The sequence below is a fragment of the Arthrobacter sp. SLBN-100 genome (genome assembly GCF_006715305.1).
Lineage (GTDB): Bacteria > Actinomycetota > Actinomycetes > Actinomycetales > Micrococcaceae > Arthrobacter.
Window position 1 is genome coordinate 1,614,215 of record NZ_VFMY01000001.1, and the last position, 21,148, is coordinate 1,635,362.

Here is a 21,148-nt window from a genome sequence, read left to right on the forward strand (position 1 = left end):
ATGCGAACAATCCGGAGAAGCCCGCGTGCGCCCGATGGCCGGAAAAACACGCCCGACGGATGTGAAAAACTCCCGGTACCAAGGCCTGTGGCCCCGGTACCGGGAGTTCAACAACGGGCTTTCACCCACCGGCTCTAGAGAGCGGTGGTGCTTCCGCCTGCTGCAGCGATCTTTTCAGCGGCGCTGGCCGAGAATGCGTGGGCGGTGACGTCTACCTTGACGGTGATGTCGCCGGTGCCCAGCACCTTGACGGGCTGGTTCTTGCGAACGGCGCCCTTTTCGACCAGGTTCTCGACGGTGACGGTGCCACCTTCCGGGAACAGCTCGTTGAGCTTGTCCAGGTTAACAACCTGGAACTCAACGCGGAACGGGTTCTTGAAGCCGCGCAGCTTGGGCAGGCGCATGTGCAGCGGCAGCTGGCCGCCGGCAAAGCCAGCCTTGATCTGGTAACGCGCAGCAGTACCCTTGGTACCGCGACCGGCGGTCTTACCCTTGGAACCCTCACCACGACCAACGCGGGTCTTGGCGGTCTTGGCACCCGGGGCGGGACGCAGGTGGTGAACCTTCAGTGCGCTCTGCTTTTCAGCAGCGGCGCTCTGTGCCTTCTCAGGAGTGTTCTCTGCCATTTACTTCGCCTCCTCTACCTGTACCAGGTGCGGAACCGTGTTGAGCATTCCAACGGTCACGGCGTCGGCAGTGCGGACAACGGTGTGTCCGATCCGCTTCAGGCCGAGGGACCGCAGGGTGTCGCGCTGGTTCTGCTTGCCGCCAATGGCGGACTTGATCTGAGTGATCTCCAACTGGGCGTCGGAGGGAATCAGGTTCTTAGCCATAACTAGACACCCGCCTTCTGGTTCAGGAGAGCCTTCACCAGTGCTGCCGGAGCAACCTCGTCCAGCGGCAGGCCGCGGCGTGCTGCCACTGCTGCCGGCTCTTCGAGGCGCTTCAGGGCATCAACGGTCGCGTGAACGATGTTGATGGCGTTCGAGGAACCGAGCGACTTGGAGAGGATGTCGTGGATGCCCACGCACTCCAGTACTGCACGGACCGGGCCACCGGCGATAACACCGGTACCGGCGGAAGCCGGACGCAGCATAACGACGCCTGCGGCAGCCTCACCCTGAACGCGGTGCGGGATGGTGTTGCCAACGCGGGGAACGCGGAAGAAGGACTTCTTGGCCTCTTCAACGCCCTTCGCGATTGCGGCAGGAACTTCCTTAGCCTTGCCGTAGCCAACGCCGACCATGCCGTTGCCGTCACCGACGACGACCAGGGCGGTGAAGCTGAAGCGACGACCACCCTTGACCACCTTGGAGACGCGGTTGATGGTGACAACGCGCTCTACGAACTGGCTCTTCTCGGCTTCGCGGCCGCCGTCGCGGCCGCCACGGCCACCACGGTCGCCGCGGCCCTGGCCACGGTCGCCACGCTCGCCGCGACGAGCGCCGCCACGGCGGTCGTCAGCAGCTGCGGGGGCAGTGGTCTCAGCGGCAGCTACGGCTTCAGTAGCCTTCTGATCTGCAGACACAGTGTCCTTTTCCTTGTTTGCTTCCGTCACAGTGACAGCCCACCTTCACGTGCACCGTCAGCGACGGCGGCGATCCGGCCGTGGTACTTGTTACCACCGCGGTCGAAGACAACAGCTTCGATACCGGCAGCCTTGGCACGCTCTGCGACGAGTTCGCCAACGCGCCTGGCCTTGGCAGTCTTGTCACCGTCGAATGCACGAAGGTCGGCTTCCAGAGTGGACGCGCTCGCTACGGTCAGGCCCTTGGTGTCATCGACAACCTGGACGAATACGTGGCGTGCGGAACGGTTGACGACCAGACGAGGACGTACAGCCGTACCGGAGATGCGCTTACGGATACGAAGCTGGCGGCGGCTGCGCTGGGCAGACTTGCTCTTGTTCGTACGCTTCTTATTAATTGAGATGGCCATGGTTACTTACCAGCCTTTCCGACCTTGCGGCGGATGACTTCGCCGGCGTAACGGATGCCCTTGCCCTTGTAGGGGTCCGGTTTCCGCAGCTTGCGAATGTTGGCAGCAACCTCGCCGACCTGCTGCTTGTTGATACCTGAAACAGAGAGCTTGGTCGGGGTCTCAACTGCAAAGGTGATGCCCTCCGGTGCGGAGACATTTACCGGGTGGCTGAAACCGAGAGCGAACTCAAGGTCAGATCCCTTGGCCTGAACGCGGTAACCGGTACCGACGATTTCAAGCTTCTTCTCGTAGCCCTTGGTAACGCCCTCGATCATGTTGGAGATCAGGGTGCGGGTCAGGCCGTGGAGTGAACGGGAGGCGCGCTCGTCGTTCGGGCGGGCGACAGTCAGGGTCTCTGCTTCCAGGGTGACCTCGATCGGGCTGGCCACAGTGTGGTTCAGCTCGCCCTTGGATCCCTTGACGCTGACGACAGAGCCGTCAACCTTGACCTCAACGCCGGCAGGAACGGTGATGGGGAGACGTCCAATACGTGACATTATTCTCTTCCTTTCCCGTTACCAGACGTAAGCGAGGACTTCGCCGCCCACGCCCTTCTTGCCGGCCTGCTTGTCAGTCAGGAGGCCGGAAGAGGTGGACAGGATTGCGACACCCAGGCCACCCAGCACGTGCGGCAGGTTGGTGGACTTTGCGTAAACGCGCAGACCGGGCTTGGAGATACGGCGAACACCAGCGATTGAACGCTCGCGGTTCGGCCCGAACTTGAGCTCGATGGTCAGCTTCTTGCCAACCTCAGCGTCTTCTTCCTTCCAGCTGGCGATGAAGCCTTCTGCCTTGAGGATGTCAGCAACGCGTGCCTTGAGCTTGCTGTACGGCATGGACACGGAATCGTGGTATGCCGAGTTTGCATTGCGCAGACGCGTAAGCATGTCTGCGACAGGATCTGTCATTGTCATGGTGGGCTCTTGCCCTTCCTCATAACGGTTTCCGCGGGCTGGCTTTCTACAGGGATACTGTTCGAAGCCGTACCGCCGGACCTTTTACGTAGTTAGATTAGTCTTCGGCCTTGAACGGGAAACCAAGCGCCTTGAGCAGCGCGCGGCCTTCGTCATCGGTCTTGGCAGTGGTAACAACCGTGATATCCATACCGCGGGTGCGGTCGATCTTGTCCTGGTCGATTTCGTGGAACATAACCTGCTCGGTCAGACCGAAGGTGTAGTTTCCGTTACCGTCGAACTGCTTGCCGGAGAGACCACGGAAGTCCCTGATGCGGGGCAGTGCGAGGGTGACCAGGCGGTCCAGGAATTCCCACATGCGGTCGCCACGCAGGGTAGCGTGTGCACCGATGGGCATGCCTTCGCGCAGCTTGAACTGTGCGATCGACTTGCGGGCCTTGGTTACCTGCGGCTTCTGGCCGGTGATCTGGGTGAGGTCGCGGACAGCGCCGTCGATCAGCTTGGAGTCCTTGGCGGCATCTCCAACACCCATGTTCACAACGACCTTCACCAGGCGGGGAACCTGGTTGACGTTTTCGTACTTGAATTCCTCAATGAGCGTGCTCTTGATGGATTCGGCGTACTTGGTCTTCAGACGAGGAACGATCTTCGTTGCCGGAGTCTCGAGAGTCTCAGTCATTAGATGTCCTTCCCTGAGCTCTTGGCCACGCGGATGCGCACTTCGCGCTGCTTGCCGTTGCGCTCAACGGTTTCAGTGCGGAAGCCGACGCGGGTGGGCTTCTTGGTGGAGGGGTCTACCAGAGCCACGTTGGAGATGTGGATCGGAGCTTCAACAACCTCGATGCCACCGGTCTTGGTGCCGCGCTGCGACTGACCGACCTTGGTGTGCTTGGTGACGCGGTTGATGCCTTCAACCAACACTCGGTTGGTGTCGGTGAACACGCGCAGGACCTTGCCCTGCTTGCCGCGGTCGCCGCCGCGCTCAGCCTTGGCGCCAGTGATGACCTGAACGAGGTCACCCTTCTTGATCTTTGCAGCCATGGACTAGAGCACCTCCGGAGCCAGAGAAACGATCTTCATGAACTTCTTGTCACGGAGTTCACGACCAACCGGTCCGAAGATACGGGTACCGCGGGGGTCACCGTCGCCCTTCAGGATCACAGCTGCGTTCTCGTCAAACTTGATGTAGGAACCATCCGCACGGCGGCGTTCCTTCTTGGTACGGACGATGACTGCCTTGACAACATCGCCCTTCTTTACGTTGCCGCCCGGGATTGCGTCCTTGACGGTGGCGACAATGACGTCACCGATGCCTGCGTAGCGACGACCAGATCCACCGAGAACGCGAATGGTAAGGATTTCCTTAGCACCCGTGTTGTCGGCGACCTTGAGCCGCGACTCCTGCTGAATCACTATTTACTCCTTGCGTCGCGCCGGTTCTCAGACCGAAAATCTTCCTACGGAATGAGCCTTGCGGAACGGTTGATCGGGGTGTCTCTTGACCTGCCTGGATTTTGCCAGACCAGGCCTAAACGCCCGTGCCAGAAGCAGTTGCTCCCATCCGGTCCAGGACAGGTCCTGGGCGCAAGGGGGCACTATGCCGTGGCACGCTTGTTTACGAGTTTGATGACGGCGCGCGGAAGGCGCCATACAAACTCAATATCCTAGCACGTTTTCCGCCCATCCCCATATCACCGCCGGGGCTCCCCCGCAAGACGGACGACGTCGTCACGCACGGCAGCCTTTTGGCCCACCTTTGGTGCCGCTCCCCCCGGAAAGACGCCCGGCCGCCGTCGTCCGCCCCGCAAAAAGTGGGCCACCCTGACAGCGTCAGTCGCCCCATCACCTCCCACCAAAAATATGGGGACGCTCTCTCACTCGATGCGGCTTTTCGGCTGACGCTCACTCGCTTTCCTTAGCGCAGTGAGACAGCGTTGGCCCAAAAACCGGTGTTAAGTGAGAGAGCGTTGAGGCAAGCCGGTTAAACGAGGAAGCCCCCGCTCCGAGTGAGCAGGGGCTTCCGGCTAAGCAGCAGGTGCTACTTGGCCTTCTCGAGGATTTCCACGAGCCGCCAGTTCTTCGTGGCGGACAGCGGACGGGTCTCGGCGATGACAACGAGGTCGCCGATGCCGGCGGTGTTCTCTTCGTCGTGGGCCTTGACCTTGGAGGTACGGCGGATAACCTTGCCGTACAGCGCGTGCTTCACGCGGTCTTCAACCTGGACAACGATGGTCTTTTCCATCTTGTCCGAGACCACGTAGCCGCGACGCGTCTTGCGGTAACCGCGCTGCTCAGCCGTGGCTGCGGTAGCAGTTTCGGTCACGTTCTGGTCCTTTTCACTCACTTGGCATCCTCCTCGGTCTCAACCGTTTCAGCCGGCTCGGCCTTCTTGGTTGCAGCCTTCTTGGACTTCTTCTCTTCTTTGGCTTCCACAACAGGTGCGGCAACCTCAGCACGAATGCCCAGCTCGCGCTCACGGAGAACGGTGTAGATGCGGGCGATGTCCTTCTTTACCGCGCGCAGCCGTCCGTGGTTCTCCAGCTGTCCGGTGGCGGACTGGAAACGCAGGTTGAACAGCTCTTCCTTGGCCTTGCGGAGTTCTTCAACGAGACGCTCGTTGTCGAAACCGTCCAGCTGTGCGGGAGCCAGATCCTTGGATCCTACTGCCATTTCTATTCACCACCTTCGCGACGCAGAATGCGTGCCTTCAACGGGAGCTTGTGGATTGCCAGGCGCAGTGCCTCGCGTGCTACCGATTCTTCGACGCCGGAGATCTCAAAGAGAACCCGGCCCGGCTTGACGTTTGCGACCCACCATTCCGGTGAACCCTTACCGGAACCCATGCGGGTTTCGGCAGGCTTCTTGGTGAGGGGACGGTCCGGGTAGATGTTGATCCAGACCTTGCCGCCACGCTTGATGTGGCGGGTCATCGCGATACGGGCGGATTCGATCTGACGGTTCGTGACGTATGCCGGGCTCAGGGCCTGGATGCCGTACTCACCGAAAGTGACCTTGGTGCCGCCCGTAGCAGCGCCGGAACGACCCGGGTGGTGCTGCTTACGGTGCTTGACTCGACGTGGGATAAGCATTTAAGCCTGTCCTCCTTCTGCCGCGGGAGCAGCAGCTTCAGCTGCCGGAGCTTCGGCAGCAGGAGCTGCGTCAGCGGCCGGACGGTCGTTGCGACGGCGGCGGTCACCACGGTCAGCGCCACCCGGGCGGCCCGGACGGTCGCTGGGACCGCGGCCACGGGACGGGGCGGAAGCGGCCTGCTGGGCCAGTTCCTTGGCGGTGACGTCACCCTTGTAGATCCAAACCTTCACGCCGATGCGGCCGAAGGTGGTCTTGGCTTCGTAGAAGCCGTAGTCGATGTTCGCGCGGAGGGTGTGCAGGGGCACACGGCCTTCGCGGTAGAACTCCGAGCGGGACATTTCAGCGCCACCCAGTCGACCGGAGCAGGCGATACGGATGCCCTTGGCACCTGCACGCTGCGCGGACTGCATGGCCTTCTTCATGGCGCGGCGGAATGCCACACGTGAAGTCAGCTGCTCAGCAACGCCCTGGGCAACAAGCTGTGCTTCCATCTCGGGGTTCTTGACCTCGAGGATGTTCAGCTGGACCTGCTTGCCGGTGAGCTTTTCGAGCTCGCCGCGGATGCGGTCTGCTTCTGCTCCACGGCGGCCGATGACGATGCCCGGGCGGGCCGTGTGGATGTCCACGCGGACACGGTCACGGGTGCGCTCGATCTCAACCTTGGCGATTCCGGCGCGCTCCATGCCCGTGGACATGAGCTGGCGGATGCGGATGTCTTCGCGAACGAAGTCCTTGTACCGCTGGCCGGCCTTGGTGCTGTCAGCGAACCAGTGTGATACGTGATCGGTGGTGATGCCGAGTCGGAACCCGTGCGGGTTTACTTTCTGTCCCACTTAGCGAGCCTCCTCTTTCTCCGGGGTAGCGACTACCACGGTGATGTGGCTGGTGCGCTTCTTGATCTGAAATGCACGACCCTGGGCACGCGGCTGGAACCGCTTCATGGTCGGGCCTTCATCAACAAACGCTTCGCTGATGATGAGGTCGCCTTCGTCGAACGCCACGCCGTCGCGGTCCGCGAGGACCCGGGCGTTGGAGATCGCCGACTGAACTACCTTGAATACCGGCTCCGAAGCTGCCTGCGGGGCAAACTTCAGAATTGCCAGAGCCTCATTCGCTTGCAATCCACGAACAAGGTTGACGACGCGCCGGGCCTTCATAGGCGTTACGCGGATGTGACGCGCAATTGCCTTGGCTTCCATTGCTTTCCTTCTCTCGTCTTTGACGTAAGTGCAGGCGCCTAGCGGCGCTTGCCCTTACGGTCGTCCTTGACATGGCCGCGGAATGTCCGCGTGGGTGCGAATTCGCCGAGCTTGTGCCCGACCATCGACTCAGTGACAAACACCGGGATGTGCTTGCGTCCGTCGTGTACGGCGATCGTGTGCCCGAGCATGTCGGGGATGATCATCGAACGGCGGGACCAGGTCTTGATGACGTTCTTGGTGCCCTTTTCGTTTTCCCTGTCCACCTTCACAAAGAGGTGCTGGTCAACGAAAGGACCTTTTTTCAGGCTGCGTGGCATGTGTCCAGGCTCCTATCGCTTGTTCTTGCCAGTACGACGGCGACGAACAATAAGCTTGTCGCTCTCTTTGTTGGGGCGGCGCGTGCGGCCTTCCCTCTTACCGTTCGGGTTGACGGGGTTACGTCCACCGGACGTCTTACCCTCGCCACCACCGTGCGGGTGGTCAACCGGGTTCATGGCGACACCACGGACGGTCGGGCGGACGCCCTTCCAGCGCATGCGGCCAGCCTTGCCCCAGTTGATGTTCGACTGCTCGGCGTTGCCGACCTCGCCGACGGTTGCGCGGCAGCGCACGTCAACGTTGCGGATTTCACCGGAAGGCAGACGCAGCTGGGCGAAGCGGCCTTCCTTGGCGACAAGCTGAACAGAGGCACCGGCGGAACGGGCCATCTTGGCGCCGCCACCCGGACGCAGTTCAACTGCGTGGATAACGGTACCCACGGGGATGTTGCGCAGGGGCAGATTGTTGCCAGGCTTGATGTCAGCGTTGGCACCTGCCTCTACGAAGTCACCCTGGGACAGCTTGTTCGGGGCGATGATGTAACGCTTGGTGCCATCAACGTAGTGCAGGAGGGCGATGCGAGCCGTACGGTTCGGATCGTACTCAATTTCAGCAACGCGGGCGTCAACGCCGTCCTTGTCGTGGCGACGGAAGTCGATCAGACGGTACTGGCGCTTGTGTCCGCCACCCTTGTGACGGGTGGTGATCTTACCGGTGTTGTTACGGCCGCCCTTTTTGGGCAGCGGACGTACCAACGACTTTTCCGGCGTCGACCGCGTAATTTCGATGAAGTCCGCTACGCTCGAGCCACGACGGCCCGGGGTAGTCGGCTTGTATTTACGGATTCCCATAATTTATTTCCTCGTTAAAGTGGTCTCCGCTACGCGAGCGGACCGCCGAAGATGTCGATAGTGCCTTCTTTGAGGGTGACAATCGCACGCTTGGTGTTCTTGCGGGTACCCCATCCGAATTTGGTGCGCTTGCGCTTACCGGCACGGTTGATGGTGTTGATCGATTCGACCTTGACAGAGAAAATCTTCTCCACGGCCAGCTTGATCTCGGTCTTGTTCGAACGGGGGTCCACCAGGAAGGTGTACTTGCCCTCGTCGATCAGGCCGTAGCTCTTTTCCGATACGACGGGCGCAAGCACGACGTCGCGGGGATCCTTGATGGTGGCTGCACTCACTTGGCATCCTCCTCGTTCTTTGCCACTGCCTTGCCGGCAACGAATGCTTCGTAGGCAGCCTTGGTGAAGACAACGTCATCAGACACGAGAACGTCGTAGGTGTTCAGCTGGTCTGAGTACAGAACGTGAACACCGGCGAGGTTGCGCACGGACAGTGCAGCAACGTCGTTGGCGCGCTCGATGACAACCAGCAGGTTCTTGCGGTCGGAAACGCCGCGCAGCGTTGCGAGTGCGGTCTTGGCGGACGGCTTGGTGCCCTCAACCAGTTCGGCAACAACGTGGATGCGTCCGTTGCGCGCCCGGTCAGACAGTGCGCCGCGCAGTGCAGCAGCAATCATCTTCTTGGGGGTGCGCTGGCTGTAGTCACGCGGGGTGGGACCGTGGACAACGCCACCACCGGTCATGTGCGGAGCGCGGATCGAACCCTGACGGGCGCGGCCGGTGCCCTTCTGCTTGAACGGCTTACGTCCTGCACCGGAAACTTCAGCGCGGGTCTTGGTCTTGTGGGTACCCTGGCGAGCAGCAGCGAGCTGGGCAACGACAACCTGGTGCAGCAGCGGCACGTTGGTCTGAACGTCGAAGATCTCTGCAGGCAGGTCAACCTGGACAGTGTTAGCCATTGAACTAGGCTCCCTTCACGGCGGTGCGTACGAGGACGACCTGGCCGCGGGCGCCGGGAACGGCGCCCTTGATAAGGAGCAGCGACTTCTCGACGTCAACCGCGTGAACCGTCAGGTTCAGCGTGGTGTGACGAACGGCGCCCATGCGGCCGGCCATTTTCATGCCCTTGAAGACGCGGCTCGGGGTGGATGCGCCACCGATTGAACCGGGCTTACGGTGGTTCTTGTGGGCACCGTGGGAAGCTCCAACGCCGTGGAAGCCGTGACGCTTCATAACACCGGCGAAGCCCTTACCCTTGGTGGTGCCGATGACGTCGATCTTCTGGCCGGCTTCGAAGACCTCTACGGAGAGCTCCTGGCCCAGCTCGTACTCGGCAGCATCTGCGGTACGAAGTTCGACGACGTGGCGGCGAGGCGTAACGCCTGCCTTTTCAAAGTGACCAGCCAGCGGCTTGGTGACCTTGCGGGGATCGATCTGGCCGTAGCCGATCTGAACGGCTACGTAGCCATCAGCTTCTGCGTTGCGCAGCTGGGTGATGACGTTCGAATCTGCCTGGACCACAGTGACGGGGATGAGCTTGTTGTTCTCGTCCCAGACCTGGGTCATGCCGAGCTTCGTGCCCAGCAGGCCCTTTACGTTACGGGTTGCGGTCATAGTCTCTCAGCACCTCCCTACAGCTTGATTTCGATGTTCACGTCGGCCGGCAGGTCGAGACGCATGAGCGAGTCAACAGCCTTCGGCGTGGGATCGATGATGTCGATAAGACGCTTGTGCGTGCGCATTTCGAAGTGCTCGCGGCTGTCTTTGTACTTGTGCGGAGAGCGGATCACGCAGTACACGTTCTTCTCCGTAGGCAGCGGCACGGGGCCCACTACCGTTGCGCCTGCGCGCGTGACCGTCTCAACGATCTTCCGTGCTGAAGTGTCAATGACCTCGTGGTCGTATGACTTCAGCCGGATGCGGATTTTTTGTCCCGCCATGTCGCCTGACTCTCTTTCAGTCTGTGCTTCCCCTGATTAGGGCTGCCCTGTTCATTTCTCGTTGTATGGCTGCCGAAGCATTTGAAGTCGTAACTACCACCCGCCGCACAAACTGAATCCGGATGAATCCGGGTTCCTCACCTTGCCGGCGCAACCGACCCCCGCGGTCGGGCGTGTCGCGCTTGGCACGCATACAAATCCGCTATTCCATGGGAGTGGGTTATGTTTGGTCTTCCACCTGGACCCTGGCACCCGGCATTATCCGGATCGGGACGCGAAGAAGCGCTTGAACAACTCATCTAGTATGCCGGATCTTGGCTCCAGAAGCGAATCGGCCCTTTCCCGGGCCGATGGACGCATCATTGCCAACGGCAACGCCTGAACGGATGATAGGTGCATGACGCTGGAAAGCACCGAATCCGTGACGGAACTGGCCAGCCGGATGCCGCCGTCGTTCACTTTGGGGGTGGCCGCTGCCGCCTTCCAGATCGAAGGAGCGCTCACGGCCGGGGGCCGGGGACCGTCCGGTTGGGACGCCTTCGCCGAGAAGCCCGGAAGCATTATGGACGGGCACTCCCCCGCCGTGGCCTGCGACCACTATAACCGCCTGCCGGAGGACATCGCCCTGCTGCAGGAGCTGGGCGTAGACTCCTACCGTTTCTCCTTGTCCTGGCCGAGGATCCAGCCGGAGGGCCGGGGAAGGTTCAACGCGGAGGGGCTGGATTTCTACGACCGGCTGATCGATCAGCTCCTTGAAGCCGGGATCTCCCCCATGGCCACGCTCTATCACTGGGACACTCCCCTGCCCCTGGAACACCGCGGCGGCTGGATGAACCGCGAAACAGCCGAACGGTTCGGTGACTATGCCGCTGCCGCGGGGCAACGGTACGGGGACCGCGTGGCCCAGTGGGTCACGCTCAATGAACCGGTCTCGGTCACGCTGAACGGTTACGCCCTGGGCGTCCACGCCCCGGGCCATGCCCTGATGTTTGACGCCCTTCCATCCATCCACCACCAGCTGCTTGCCCACGGGCTCGGTACGCAGGCGCTTCGTGCTGCCGGCGTCAAGGGGGATGTGGGAGTCACCAACCTGCACTCGCCGGTCCGGCCAGCCACGAAGAAGCCCGGGGACAGGCTGGTGGCCCGGATGTACGACCTGCTGATGAACAGGATCTACGCCGACCCGGTGCTGCTGGGCCGCTACCCGAGCCTGCCGCTGTATGCCAGGCCGTGGCTGCGGTCCATCGGCCGGATCTCCGATGCAGACCTGCGCACCATCCACCAACCGCTGGATTTCTACGGCCTCAATTACTACTTCCCGGTGAAGGTTGCGCTGGGCCGCGGCGTGACGCCCATTCCGGCCGATACGCACATGGCCGTGGCCCGGCTCCCCTTCCACGAACTGGGGTATCCCGAGTACAGCAGCACCGGATTCGGCTGGCCGGTGGCTCCCGACCACCTCGGCGTCCTGCTGACGGAAATGCAGGACCGGTACGGGGAAGCGCTGCCCCCGGTGTACATCACAGAAGGCGGAGCCAGTTTCCCCGAACCTGACCAGGTGTCCGGCCCCCTCCAGGACGAGGACCGGGTGCACTACATTTCGTCGCACCTGCGGGCTGCGCTGGATGCAACGTCTCCCGGCGGCCCAGCATCGGGTGTGGACCTGCGGGGCTACTACGTGTGGACCCTGATGGACAACTTCGAATGGGCCGCGGGGTACTCGCAGCGCTTCGGCTTGGTCCACGTGGACTTCGAGACATTGGAGCGGACGCCCAAGCAGTCGTTCTACTGGTACCAGGACTTGAGCAAGGCACGCCGGGCGCTGCGGGGCTAGCCGCCCTGCCTACTGGTTCTTGTTCGCCCGGTTAATCCGCTTGGCGCGGTCAATCTCGTGGCGGAAGTGCTTCTTGGCCCAGAACACACCGGCCACCACCGCAACCGCGATGATCAGGAAAATAAGCCATCCCATGATGAACTCCTTTCAGTCCAGCAAGAGTATCAGGGAGTGGTTAAACAAAAAGAACGGCCCCGCTGCAGCAGCAGCGGGGCCGTCCTTCAGTTCAGCAAGAATTACTTGATGATCTTGGTAACACGTCCTGAACCAACGGTGCGGCCGCCTTCGCGGATTGCGAAGCCGAGGCCCTCTTCCATAGCGATGGGCTGGATGAGCGCAACGGTCATCTCAGTGTTGTCGCCAGGCATAACCATTTCCGTGCCCTCGGGCAGGGTGATAACGCCGGTTACGTCCGTGGTGCGGAAGTAGAACTGCGGGCGGTAGTTGGAGTAGAACGGGTTGTGACGTCCGCCTTCGTCCTTGGAGAGGATGTAGACGTTAGCCTCGAAGTCGGTGTGCGGGGTGATGGAACCCGGCTTGACGACAACCTGGCCACGCTCGACATCGTCGCGCTTCAGACCGCGGAGCAGGAGGCCACAGTTCTCGCCGGCCCATGCTTCGTCGAGCTGCTTGTGGAACATCTCGATACCGGTAACCGTGGTCTTCTGGACCGGGCGGATGCCGACGATCTCGACCTCGGAGTTGATGGCGAGGGTTCCACGCTCGGCGCGGCCCGTAACAACGGTGCCACGGCCGGTGATGGTGAAGACGTCTTCGATCGGCATCAGGAACGGCTTGTCGCGGTCACGAACGGGGTCCGGAACGGACTCGTCCACGGCGGCCATCAGTTCCTCAACGGACTTGACCCACTCCGGGTCGCCTTCCAGTGCCTTGAGGCCGGAAACGCGGACAACCGGTGCTTCGTCGCCATCGAAGCCCTGTGAGCTCAGGAGCTCACGAACTTCCATTTCGACGAGGTCGAGGAGCTCTTCGTCGTCAACCATGTCGGCCTTGTTCAGGGCAACCAGCAGGTAGGGAACACCAACCTGGCGGGCGAGCAGAACGTGCTCGCGGGTCTGAGCCATCGGGCCGTCAGTGGCGGCAACCACGAGGATTGCACCGTCCATCTGGGCAGCACCGGTGATCATGTTCTTGATGTAGTCAGCGTGACCGGGGGCGTCTACGTGTGCGTAGTGGCGCTTCTCGGTCTGGTACTCAACGTGGGAGATGTTGATGGTAATGCCGCGCTGACGCTCTTCGGGAGCAGAGTCGATTGACGCGAAGTCACGCTTCTCGTTGAGAGTCGGGTACTTGTCGTACAGCACCTTGGAAATGGCGGCCGTCAACGTCGTCTTACCGTGGTCAACGTGACCAATGGTGCCGATGTTAACGTGCGGCTTAGTCCGCTCGAACTTTGCCTTTGCCACAGGTTCCTCCTAGAACGTTTTCAAATGACATACCCTTCAACCGCGCTTGTCGCGGCAGAAACTCAGGTAAGTCTACTTGGGGGGCTTTGGATTGGTGAAATTGCAGATTCAGGAACTAATACTAGTCCCCAAAGCCTGTTCGTGCAGATGGCCGGGACCCGGCTTGACCGGATGGATCCGGCCGGACCCGGCCACCTGCACCGGCTGTGCTTTCCGTTACCGGCAAGCGCACCCGAATTTGTTCGCTGCGAAAGTCCGAAGACTATTCGCCGCGGGTCTTCTGGATGATCTCGTCGGCAACTGCCTTCGGGACCTCGGCGTAGCTGTTGAACGTCATGGAGTACACAGCGCGGCCCTGGGTCTTGGAACGCAGGTCGCCGATGTAGCCGAACATGCCGGACAGCGGAACGTGCGCACGGATGACCTTGACGCCCTGTGCATCTTCCATGGACTGCATCTGGCCACGGCGGGAGTTGAGGTCACCGATAACTTCACCCATGTATTCCTCAGGGGTGCGGACCTCGACATCCATCAGCGGTTCGAGCAGAACCGGGTTCGCCTTGCGTGCGGCTTCTTTGAAAGCCATACGGCCGGCGATCTTGAACGCCATTTCCGAGGAGTCAACATCGTGGTACGCGCCGTCAATCAGCGTGGCCTTGATGCCGACAACCGGGTAACCGGCCAGGACGCCGTCGTTCAGCGCATCCTGGATACCGGCGTCCACCGACGGGATGTACTCGCGGGGAACGCGGCCACCGGTGACCTTGTTCTCGAACTCGTACAGCTCGCCCTCGGAGGTGTCCATCGGCTCGATCGCGATCTGGATCTTTGCGAACTGGCCTGAACCACCGGTCTGCTTCTTGTGCGTGTAGTCGTGGCGTTCGACGGCGCGCTTGATGGTTTCGCGGTAAGCAACCTGGGGCTTGCCCACGTTTGCCTCGACCTTGAATTCGCGGCGCATGCGGTCCACCAGGATGTCCAGGTGGAGCTCGCCCATGCCGGCGATGATGGTCTGGCCGGTGTCTTCGTTGAGGGACACCTGGAAGGTGGGGTCCTCAGCGGAGAGCTTCTGGATGGCCGTGGAGAGCTTCTCCTGGTCACCCTTGGTGTTCGGCTCGATGGCAACCGAGATCACGGGCTCCGGGAAGCTCATGGACTCGAGGACGATCTGGTTGGCGGAGTCGCACAGGGTGTCACCCGTGGTGGTGTCCTTCAGACCGATGGCTGCGTAGATGTGGCCGGCGGTAGCGCCCTCAACAGGCATTTCCTTGTTGGCGTGCATCTGGAACAGCTTGCCGATGCGCTCCTTCTTGCCCTTGGTGGAGTTGACCACCTGGGCGCCTGCTTCCACGTGACCGGAGTACACGCGGATGAAGGTGAGCTGGCCGAAGAAGGGGTGTGCTGCAATCTTGAAGGCCAGTGCGGAGAACGGCTCTTCAGAGGAAGGCTTGCGGGTCAGTTCCTTCTCTTCGTCGCGAGGATCGTGGCCGACCATCGGGGGGACGTCGAGCGGGTTCGGCAGGTAGTCCACAACTGCATCGAGCATGGGCTGAACGCCACGGTTCTTGAACGCGGAACCGCAGAAGATCGGGTAGAGCTCGGAGTTGATCGTCATCTTGCGGATGCCGGCCTTGAGCTCGTCGATCGAGATTTCTTCACCCTCGAGGTACTTCTCCATGAGTTCCTCGGAGGACTCTGCGACGGCCTCAACGAGGTTCGCGCGGTACTCTTCGGCCTTTTCCTGGAGGTCAGCCGGGATCTCGCGGATCTCGTACTTCGCACCCATGGTGACGTCACCCTTGGCATCGCCGGGCCACACCAGGGCACGCATGTAGAGCAGGTCCACGACGCCGATGAAGTCGTTCTCGGCACCGATGGGCAGCTGCATAACGAGCGGCTTGGCACCCAGGCGGCTGATGATGGTGTCTACGGTGAAGTAGAAGTCGGCACCGAGCTTGTCCATCTTGTTGACGAAGCAGATGCGCGGAACGTTGTACTTGTCAGCCTGGCGCCAAACGGTCTCAGACTGCGGCTCAACGCCTTCCTTGCCATCGAAGACGGCGACGGCACCGTCGAGGACGCGCAGGGAGCGCTCAACCTCAACGGTGAAGTCAACGTGGCCGGGGGTGTCGATGATGTTGATCTGGTTGTTTTCCCAGAAGCAGGTCACGGCGGCAGACGTGATGGTGATGCCGCGTTCCTTTTCCTGTTCCATCCAGTCGGTCGTCGAAGCGCCGTCGTGCGTTTCGCCGATCTTGTGGTTCACACCCGTGTAGAACAGGATGCGCTCGGTGGTGGTGGTCTTGCCGGCATCAATGTGGGCCATGATGCCGATGTTGCGGACCTTACTAAGGTCGGTAAGCACGTCCTGTGCCACGGTGTCTCCCTTTCGGATGGACTACACGTTCGCCGCCGGCCCGTGAGAGCCGGCGGCGTCCGGGAAGTATTACCAGCGGTAGTGTGCGAAGGCCTTGTTGGACTCGGCCATCTTGTGGGTGTCTTCGCGACGCTTCACAGCGGCACCGAGACCGTTGGAGGCATCCAGGATTTCGTTCTGGAGGCGCTCGGTCATCGTCTTTTCGCGGCGGGCCTTGGAGTAGCCGACCAGCCAGCGCAGGGCGAGTGCGGTGGAGCGGCCCGGCTTGACCTCGACCGGAACCTGGTAGGTGGCGCCGCCGACGCGGCGTGAGCGGACCTCGAGGGAAGGCTTGACGTTGTCCATGGCCTTCTTGAGGGCTGCTACGGGGTCGCCGCCGGACTTGGCGCGGGCGCCTTCGAGGGCACCGTAGACGATGCGCTCTGCCGTGGACTTCTTGCCGTCAACGAGCACCTTGTTGATGAGCTGGGTAACCAGCGGGGAGCCGTAAACGGGATCTAGTACGAGCGGCCGCTTGGGGGCCGGACCCTTGCGAGGCATATTACTTCTTCTCCATCTTTGCGCCGTAGCGGCTGCGGGCCTGCTTACGGTTCTTGACACCCTGGGTATCGAGGGCGCCACGGACGATCTTGTAGCGGACACCCGGGAGGTCCTTCACACGACCACCGCGGACGAGCACAATGGAGTGCTCCTGGAGGTTGTGGCCAACACCGGGGATGTAAGCGGTGACTTCAATGCCGCCGTTGAGGCGCACACGTGCCACCTTACGCAGAGCCGAGTTCGGCTTCTTCGGGGTGGTGGTGTAAACGCGGGTGCATACACCGCGGCGCATCGGGCTGCCGTTAAGCGCGGGGGCCTTGGTCTTCTTGACCTTCGGCGTGCGGCCCTTACGGACCAGCTGGTTAATCGTAGGCACTCTCGTGTTCTCCGTTGGTTTGATCTCTACCGGCGCATCGAGGCGTCAACCGTCCCTGCACCGATTTTGGCGTTGTTCCTGCAGCCTCTATGTCCAGGATCGAACTTAGGCGTGCAAAAGCGTGGCATTCGTTGCGCATCTAGCCCGCAACCCGGAAACAAGCTCACACCCAACATCATGAGAACAAAACCAAAATGATGCTGCGGCGGCCTTCATCCACTGCCACACAAACAATTACCAAAATTCTAGCACGGCTTGATCCTGCGGCTTAATTGGGTGTATACGAAAGGCCCCGTCTCCCCTGCGCCAAAAAGCGTGGCGGAGGGGAAACGGGGCCGTCCGAGGGATGCCTACCGGAAGTCGTTGCCGAGGTCGTAGTCATCCAGCGGGATGGCGTGGAACTCAGGAGCTCCGTCGCCGCCCAGGGTGTCGTAGGAGAAGTCACTGAACGCGCTGGGGCCGGTGAACAGGTTGGCCTTCGCTTCTTCAGTGGGCTCCACGGTGACCTCCGTGTAGCGCGGGAGGCCCGTGCCGGCCGGGATCAGCTTACCGATGATGACGTTCTCCTTGAGGCCGAGCAGCGGGTCGCTCTTGCCTTCCATGGCCGCCTGCGTCAGGACGCGGGTGGTCTCCTGGAAGGAAGCTGCGGACAGCCAGGACTCGGTGGCCAGGGACGCCTTGGTGATACCCATGAGCTCAGGACGTCCGGAAGCCGGAGTCTTGCCCTCGGACACAACGCGGCGGTTGGCCTCCTCGAAGCGGCTGCGCTCGGCGAGCTCGCCGGGCAGCAGGTCCGATTCGCCGGACTCGATGACCGTGACGCGGCGCAGCATCTGGCGCACGATAACCTCGACGTGCTTGTCGTGGATACCGATGCCCTGGCTGCGGTACACGCCCTGGACCTCGTCCACCAGGAACTTCTGTGCCGCACGCGGACCCATGATGCGCAGGACCTGCTTGGGATCGACCGGCCCGTTGATCAGCTTCTGGCCGACGGTGACGTGGTCGCCATCCTCGATCAGCAGGCGTGAACGGCGCAGGACCGGGTAAGCGATCTCTTCGGTTCCGTCATCGGGAGTGATGACCAGGCGCATCTGGCGCTCGGACTCTTCGATGGCGATGCGGCCGGCTGCTTCTGCAATCGGTGCAACACCCTTCGGAGTACGGGCTTCGAAGAGCTCCTGGATACGGGGCAGACCCTGGGTGATGTCGTCGCCGCCGCTGGCGGAAACAGCACCACCGGTGTGGAACGTACGCATGGTCAGCTGGGTACCGGGCTCACCGATGGACTGTGCGGCGATGATGCCCACGGCCTCGCCGATGTCCACGGTCTTGCCGGTGGCCAGCGAACGGCCGTAGCACAGGGCGCAGGTACCGACGCTGGACTCACAGGTGAGTACGGAGCGGACCTTGACCTCGGTGATGCCTGCCTTGAACAGCTCAGCGATCACCACGTCACCGCAGTCGGTGCCGCCGGCTGCGAGGACGTTGCCCTCGGAGTCCACGACGTCGACGGCGAGCGTACGGGCGTAGGCACTGTTCTCGACGTTCTCGTCCAGGACCAGCTCACCGTTGGAATCGGCGACGGCGATGGGCGTGACCAGGCCACGCTCGGTGCCGCAGTCCTCTTCACGGACGATGACGTCCTGGGACACGTCCACCAGACGACGGGTCAGGTAACCCGAGTTGGCGGTACGCAGAGCGGTGTCAGCCAGACCCTTACGGGCGCCGTGGGTGGCGATGAAGTACTCCAGCACCGACAGACCCTCACGGTAGGAGGACTTGATGGGACGCGGGATGATTTCACCCTTCGGGTTGGCCACCAGGCCACGGATACCCGCGATCTGGCGGACCTGCATCCAGTTACCACGTGCACCGGAGGACACCATGCGGTTGATGGTGTTCATCGGCGACAGGCTGTCACGCATCGCCTGGGCGATCTCGTTGGTTGCCTTGTTCCAGATCTCGATCAGTTCCTGGCGACGCTCGTCGTCGTCGATCAGGCCCTTGTCGTACTGGCCCTGGATCTTGGCAGCCCGCTCCTCGTAACCGGCGAGGATCTGCGGCTTTGCAGCCGGAACCTCGATGTCGGAGATGGCAACGGTGACGCCTGATCGGGTAGCCCAGTAGAAACCGGAATCCTTCAGGTTATCCAGCGTTGCAGCGGTAACAACCTTCGGGTAGCGCTCAGCGAGGTCGTTGACGATGCGGGACAGTTCGCCCTTGTCGGCAACAGCCTCAACCCAGGGGTAGTCCTCGGGCAGGGTCTCGTTGAAGAGGACCTGGCCCAGGGAGGTCTGGACGAGCGCGGGCTGACCCTGCTCCCAGCCTTCCGGAGCTTCCCAGCCGGCGTACGGGACGAAGCCTTCGAGGCGGATCTTGACCTGCGAGTTCAGGTGCAACTCGCGGGCGTCGAACGCCATGATGGCCTCGGCGACCGAGCCGAAGATGCGGCCTTCGCCGGCCGAACCCTTGCGCTTGGTGGTCAGGTGGTAGAGGCCGATGATCATATCCTGCGAGGGCAGGGTGACCGGGCGCCCGTCAGAGGGCTTCAGGATGTTGTTCGAGGACAGCATCAGGATGCGGGCCTCAGCCTGGGCTTCGGGGCTCAGCGGCAGGTGGACTGCCATCTGGTCGCCGTCGAAGTCAGCGTTGAACGCGCCACACACCAGCGGGTGAAGCTGGATGGCCTTGCCTTCAACAAGCTGCGGCTCGAACGCCTGGATGCCGAGGCGGTGCAGGGTAGGTGCACGGTTGAGCAGCACCGGGTGTTCGGTGATGATCTCTTCGAGCACGTCCCAGACCTGCGGACGGTAACGCTCCACCATGCGCTTGGCCGACTTGATGTTCTGGGCGTGGTTGAGGTCAACCAGGCGCTTCATCACGAACGGCTTGAAGAGCTCCAGCGCCATCTGCTTGGGCAGGCCGCACTGGTGCAGCTTCAGCTGCGGGCCGACGACGATGACCGAACGGCCGGAGTAGTCCACGCGCTTGCCAAGGAGGTTCTGGCGGAAACGGCCCTGCTTGCCCTTGAGCATGTCGCTCAGGGACTTCAGGGGGCGGTTGCCCGGTCCGGTGACCGGACGGCCGCGGCGGCCGTTGTCGAAGAGGCTGTCAACAGCTTCCTGAAGCATGCGCTTCTCGTTGTTGACGATGATCTCCGGAGCACCCAGGTCAAGCAGGCGCTTGAGGCGGTTGTTGCGGTTGATCACACGGCGGTACAGGTCGTTGAGGTCGGAGGTCGCGAAGCGGCCGCCGTCCAGCTGGACCATGGGGCGCAGTTCCGGCGGGATCACCGGGACGGCGTCCAGGACCATGCCAAGCGGGCTGTTGTTGGTGGTCAGGAACGCGTTGACCACCTTCAGGCGCTTGAGGGCACGGGTCTTGCGCTGGCCCTTGCCGGTGGCAATGACCTCACGCAGCAGGTCGGACTCGGCCTGCATGTCGAAGCCTTCAAGGCGCTTCTTGATGGCTTCGGCACCCATGGAGCCTTCGAAGTACATGCCGTAGCGGTCACGCAGCTCGCGGTACAGGCCTTCGTCACCTTCGAGGTCCGCGACCTTGAGGTTCTTGAAGCGGTCCCAGACCTGCTCGAGGCGCTCGATGTCGGCGTCGGCGCGCTTGCGCACGTTGGCCATCTGGCGGTCGGCGGAGTCGCGGGCCTTCTTCTTGTCCGCAGCCTTGGCGCCTTCACCTTCAAGGCGGGCAATCTCGCCTTCAAGGTCGCGGGCGATGGCGGCGATGTCGCCGTCGCGGTTGTCGATCAGCTGCTTCTTCTCGATGTCGTGCTCAACCTGCAGGTTGGGCAGTTCCTCGTGGCGGGCAGCCTCGTCAACGCTGGTGATCATGTAGGCAGCGAAGTAGATGACCTTCTCGAGGTCCTTCGGTGCCAGGTCAAGGAGGTAGCCCAGGCGGGAGGGAACACCCTTGAAGTACCAGATGTGCGTGACGGGAGCGGCCAGCTCGATGTGGCCCATGCGTTCGCGGCGTACCTTTGCGCGCGTGACCTCAACGCCACAACGCTCACAGATGATGCCCTTGAAGCGCACGCGCTTGTACTTGCCGCAGTAGCACTCCCAGTCCCGGGACGGGCCGAAGATCTTCTCGCAGAAGAGGCCGTCCTTCTCGGGCTTGAGGGTGCGGTAGTTGATGGTTTCCGGCTTCTTGACCTCGCCGTAAGACCAGCCGCGGATGTCTTCCGCGGTGGCAAGGCCGATTTGCATGAGGCCGAAGGAGGATTCGCTGGACATATGGTCCCTGTTCTCTCTTGTTCTCTAAATTCTGAAGTCTTTGCGGCAGCGGG

General features: G+C 61.9%; 27 protein-coding genes. 1 reads left to right on the forward strand and 26 read right to left on the reverse strand.

Features of this window, described 5'->3' with window-relative positions; genetic code table 11:
• Nucleotides 1-134: 134 nt before the first annotated feature.
• From rplO to rpsJ, 20 genes are all read right to left on the reverse strand, one after another.
• Nucleotides 135-626 (reverse strand): 50S ribosomal protein L15, encoded by a 492-nt coding sequence (gene rplO / locus FBY31_RS07465; protein ID WP_142038791.1) that lies wholly within the window; start codon nucleotides 624-626, stop codon nucleotides 135-137.
• Nucleotides 627-833 (reverse strand): 50S ribosomal protein L30, encoded by a 207-nt coding sequence (gene rpmD / locus FBY31_RS07470; RefSeq protein WP_142038794.1) that lies wholly within the window; start codon nucleotides 831-833, stop codon nucleotides 627-629.
• A 2-nt stretch (nucleotides 834-835) separates the two neighbouring features.
• Nucleotides 836-1,558 (reverse strand): 30S ribosomal protein S5, encoded by a 723-nt coding sequence (rpsE, locus tag FBY31_RS07475; protein ID WP_142038796.1) that lies wholly within the window; start codon nucleotides 1,556-1,558, stop codon nucleotides 836-838.
• On the reverse strand, nucleotides 1,555-1,938 hold the full coding sequence (rplR, locus tag FBY31_RS07480) for a 50S ribosomal protein L18 (protein ID WP_142038799.1): 384 nt from the start codon (nucleotides 1,936-1,938) through the stop codon (nucleotides 1,555-1,557). Before rplR ends, rpsE begins: the two co-directional genes overlap by 4 nt.
• A gap of 2 nt (nucleotides 1,939-1,940) precedes the next feature.
• Nucleotides 1,941-2,477 (reverse strand): 50S ribosomal protein L6, encoded by a 537-nt coding sequence (gene rplF / locus FBY31_RS07485; protein ID WP_142038802.1) that lies wholly within the window; start codon nucleotides 2,475-2,477, stop codon nucleotides 1,941-1,943.
• Nucleotides 2,478-2,495: 18 nt separating this feature from the next.
• Nucleotides 2,496-2,894, reverse strand: a complete 399-nt coding sequence (rpsH, locus tag FBY31_RS07490; protein ID WP_104042534.1) for a 30S ribosomal protein S8 — start codon at nucleotides 2,892-2,894, stop codon at nucleotides 2,496-2,498.
• 97 nt (nucleotides 2,895-2,991) lie between these two features.
• Nucleotides 2,992-3,573 carry a 50S ribosomal protein L5 gene (rplE, locus tag FBY31_RS07495; RefSeq protein WP_050054317.1) on the reverse strand — a complete coding sequence of 194 codons (582 nt, stop codon included), beginning with the start codon at nucleotides 3,571-3,573 and terminating at the stop codon, nucleotides 2,992-2,994.
• Entirely contained in the window at nucleotides 3,573-3,935 is a 363-nt protein-coding gene (gene rplX, locus FBY31_RS07500; RefSeq protein ID WP_013601824.1) for a 50S ribosomal protein L24, read from the reverse strand. The genes rplE and rplX overlap by 1 nt, the downstream gene beginning before the upstream one ends.
• A 3-nt stretch (nucleotides 3,936-3,938) precedes the next feature.
• Entirely contained in the window at nucleotides 3,939-4,307 is a 369-nt protein-coding gene (gene rplN / locus FBY31_RS07505; RefSeq protein ID WP_009358299.1) for a 50S ribosomal protein L14, read from the reverse strand.
• A gap of 625 nt (nucleotides 4,308-4,932) precedes the next feature.
• Nucleotides 4,933-5,238 (reverse strand): 30S ribosomal protein S17, encoded by a 306-nt coding sequence (gene rpsQ, locus FBY31_RS07510; protein WP_091415064.1) that lies wholly within the window; start codon nucleotides 5,236-5,238, stop codon nucleotides 4,933-4,935.
• The gene (gene rpmC / locus FBY31_RS23670) at nucleotides 5,235-5,564 is read right to left on the reverse strand and encodes a 50S ribosomal protein L29 (RefSeq protein ID WP_013601828.1); all 330 of its coding nucleotides are present in this window, start codon (nucleotides 5,562-5,564) and stop codon (nucleotides 5,235-5,237) included. Before rpmC ends, rpsQ begins: the two co-directional genes overlap by 4 nt.
• Before the next feature lie 2 nt (nucleotides 5,565-5,566).
• A complete protein-coding gene (rplP, locus tag FBY31_RS07520; RefSeq protein ID WP_050054315.1) occupies nucleotides 5,567-5,983 on the reverse strand; it encodes a 50S ribosomal protein L16 in 417 nt (138 codons plus the stop codon).
• A complete protein-coding gene (gene rpsC, locus FBY31_RS07525) occupies nucleotides 5,984-6,817 on the reverse strand; it encodes a 30S ribosomal protein S3 (RefSeq protein WP_142038804.1) in 834 nt (277 codons plus the stop codon).
• Nucleotides 6,818-7,183: a 50S ribosomal protein L22 gene (rplV, locus tag FBY31_RS07530; protein ID WP_009358304.1), complete on the reverse strand. Its 366-nt coding sequence runs from the start codon at nucleotides 7,181-7,183 to the stop codon at nucleotides 6,818-6,820. It abuts the gene before it with no gap.
• A 38-nt stretch (nucleotides 7,184-7,221) separates the two neighbouring features.
• Entirely contained in the window at nucleotides 7,222-7,503 is a 282-nt protein-coding gene (gene rpsS / locus FBY31_RS07535) for a 30S ribosomal protein S19 (RefSeq protein ID WP_011692805.1), read from the reverse strand.
• 12 nt (nucleotides 7,504-7,515) lie between these two features.
• The gene (gene rplB / locus FBY31_RS07540) at nucleotides 7,516-8,355 is read right to left on the reverse strand and encodes a 50S ribosomal protein L2 (protein ID WP_142038807.1); all 840 of its coding nucleotides are present in this window, start codon (nucleotides 8,353-8,355) and stop codon (nucleotides 7,516-7,518) included.
• A 29-nt stretch (nucleotides 8,356-8,384) separates the two neighbouring features.
• Entirely contained in the window at nucleotides 8,385-8,690 is a 306-nt protein-coding gene (gene rplW, locus FBY31_RS07545) for a 50S ribosomal protein L23 (protein WP_011692807.1), read from the reverse strand.
• Nucleotides 8,687-9,310: a 50S ribosomal protein L4 gene (rplD, locus tag FBY31_RS07550; RefSeq protein ID WP_142038810.1), complete on the reverse strand. Its 624-nt coding sequence runs from the start codon at nucleotides 9,308-9,310 to the stop codon at nucleotides 8,687-8,689. The genes rplW and rplD overlap by 4 nt, the downstream gene beginning before the upstream one ends.
• A 4-nt stretch (nucleotides 9,311-9,314) precedes the next feature.
• Nucleotides 9,315-9,965 carry a 50S ribosomal protein L3 gene (gene rplC / locus FBY31_RS07555; RefSeq protein WP_013601833.1) on the reverse strand — a complete coding sequence of 217 codons (651 nt, stop codon included), beginning with the start codon at nucleotides 9,963-9,965 and terminating at the stop codon, nucleotides 9,315-9,317.
• A gap of 17 nt (nucleotides 9,966-9,982) precedes the next feature.
• Nucleotides 9,983-10,291, reverse strand: a complete 309-nt coding sequence (gene rpsJ, locus FBY31_RS07560; protein WP_043119398.1) for a 30S ribosomal protein S10 — start codon at nucleotides 10,289-10,291, stop codon at nucleotides 9,983-9,985.
• 397 nt (nucleotides 10,292-10,688) lie between these two features.
• Here rpsJ and FBY31_RS07565 point away from each other — a divergent pair, with 397 nt between their 5' ends.
• Nucleotides 10,689-12,125, forward strand: coding sequence for a GH1 family beta-glucosidase (locus FBY31_RS07565; protein WP_142038813.1), 1,437 nt, complete (start codon nucleotides 10,689-10,691; stop codon nucleotides 12,123-12,125).
• A gap of 9 nt (nucleotides 12,126-12,134) precedes the next feature.
• Here the strand turns inward: FBY31_RS07565 and FBY31_RS23545 are convergent, their stop codons facing one another.
• The 6 genes from FBY31_RS23545 to FBY31_RS07590 form a co-directional block, all read right to left on the reverse strand.
• A complete protein-coding gene (locus FBY31_RS23545; RefSeq protein WP_255470686.1) occupies nucleotides 12,135-12,260 on the reverse strand; it encodes a hypothetical protein in 126 nt (41 codons plus the stop codon).
• A gap of 101 nt (nucleotides 12,261-12,361) precedes the next feature.
• Nucleotides 12,362-13,552 carry an elongation factor Tu gene (gene tuf, locus FBY31_RS07570; protein ID WP_142038816.1) on the reverse strand — a complete coding sequence of 397 codons (1,191 nt, stop codon included), beginning with the start codon at nucleotides 13,550-13,552 and terminating at the stop codon, nucleotides 12,362-12,364.
• 262 nt (nucleotides 13,553-13,814) lie between these two features.
• Nucleotides 13,815-15,929 (reverse strand): elongation factor G, encoded by a 2,115-nt coding sequence (fusA, locus tag FBY31_RS07575; protein ID WP_142038818.1) that lies wholly within the window; start codon nucleotides 15,927-15,929, stop codon nucleotides 13,815-13,817.
• Nucleotides 15,930-15,998: 69 nt separating this feature from the next.
• The gene (rpsG, locus tag FBY31_RS07580; protein WP_026531948.1) at nucleotides 15,999-16,469 is read right to left on the reverse strand and encodes a 30S ribosomal protein S7; all 471 of its coding nucleotides are present in this window, start codon (nucleotides 16,467-16,469) and stop codon (nucleotides 15,999-16,001) included.
• A gap of 1 nt (nucleotide 16,470) precedes the next feature.
• Nucleotides 16,471-16,845: a 30S ribosomal protein S12 gene (gene rpsL, locus FBY31_RS07585; protein WP_018773658.1), complete on the reverse strand. Its 375-nt coding sequence runs from the start codon at nucleotides 16,843-16,845 to the stop codon at nucleotides 16,471-16,473.
• 350 nt (nucleotides 16,846-17,195) lie between these two features.
• Complete coding sequence (locus FBY31_RS07590) at nucleotides 17,196-21,095, reverse strand: DNA-directed RNA polymerase subunit beta' (protein WP_142038821.1); 3,900 nt, start codon at nucleotides 21,093-21,095, stop codon at nucleotides 17,196-17,198.
• Nucleotides 21,096-21,148 lie beyond the last annotated feature (53 nt).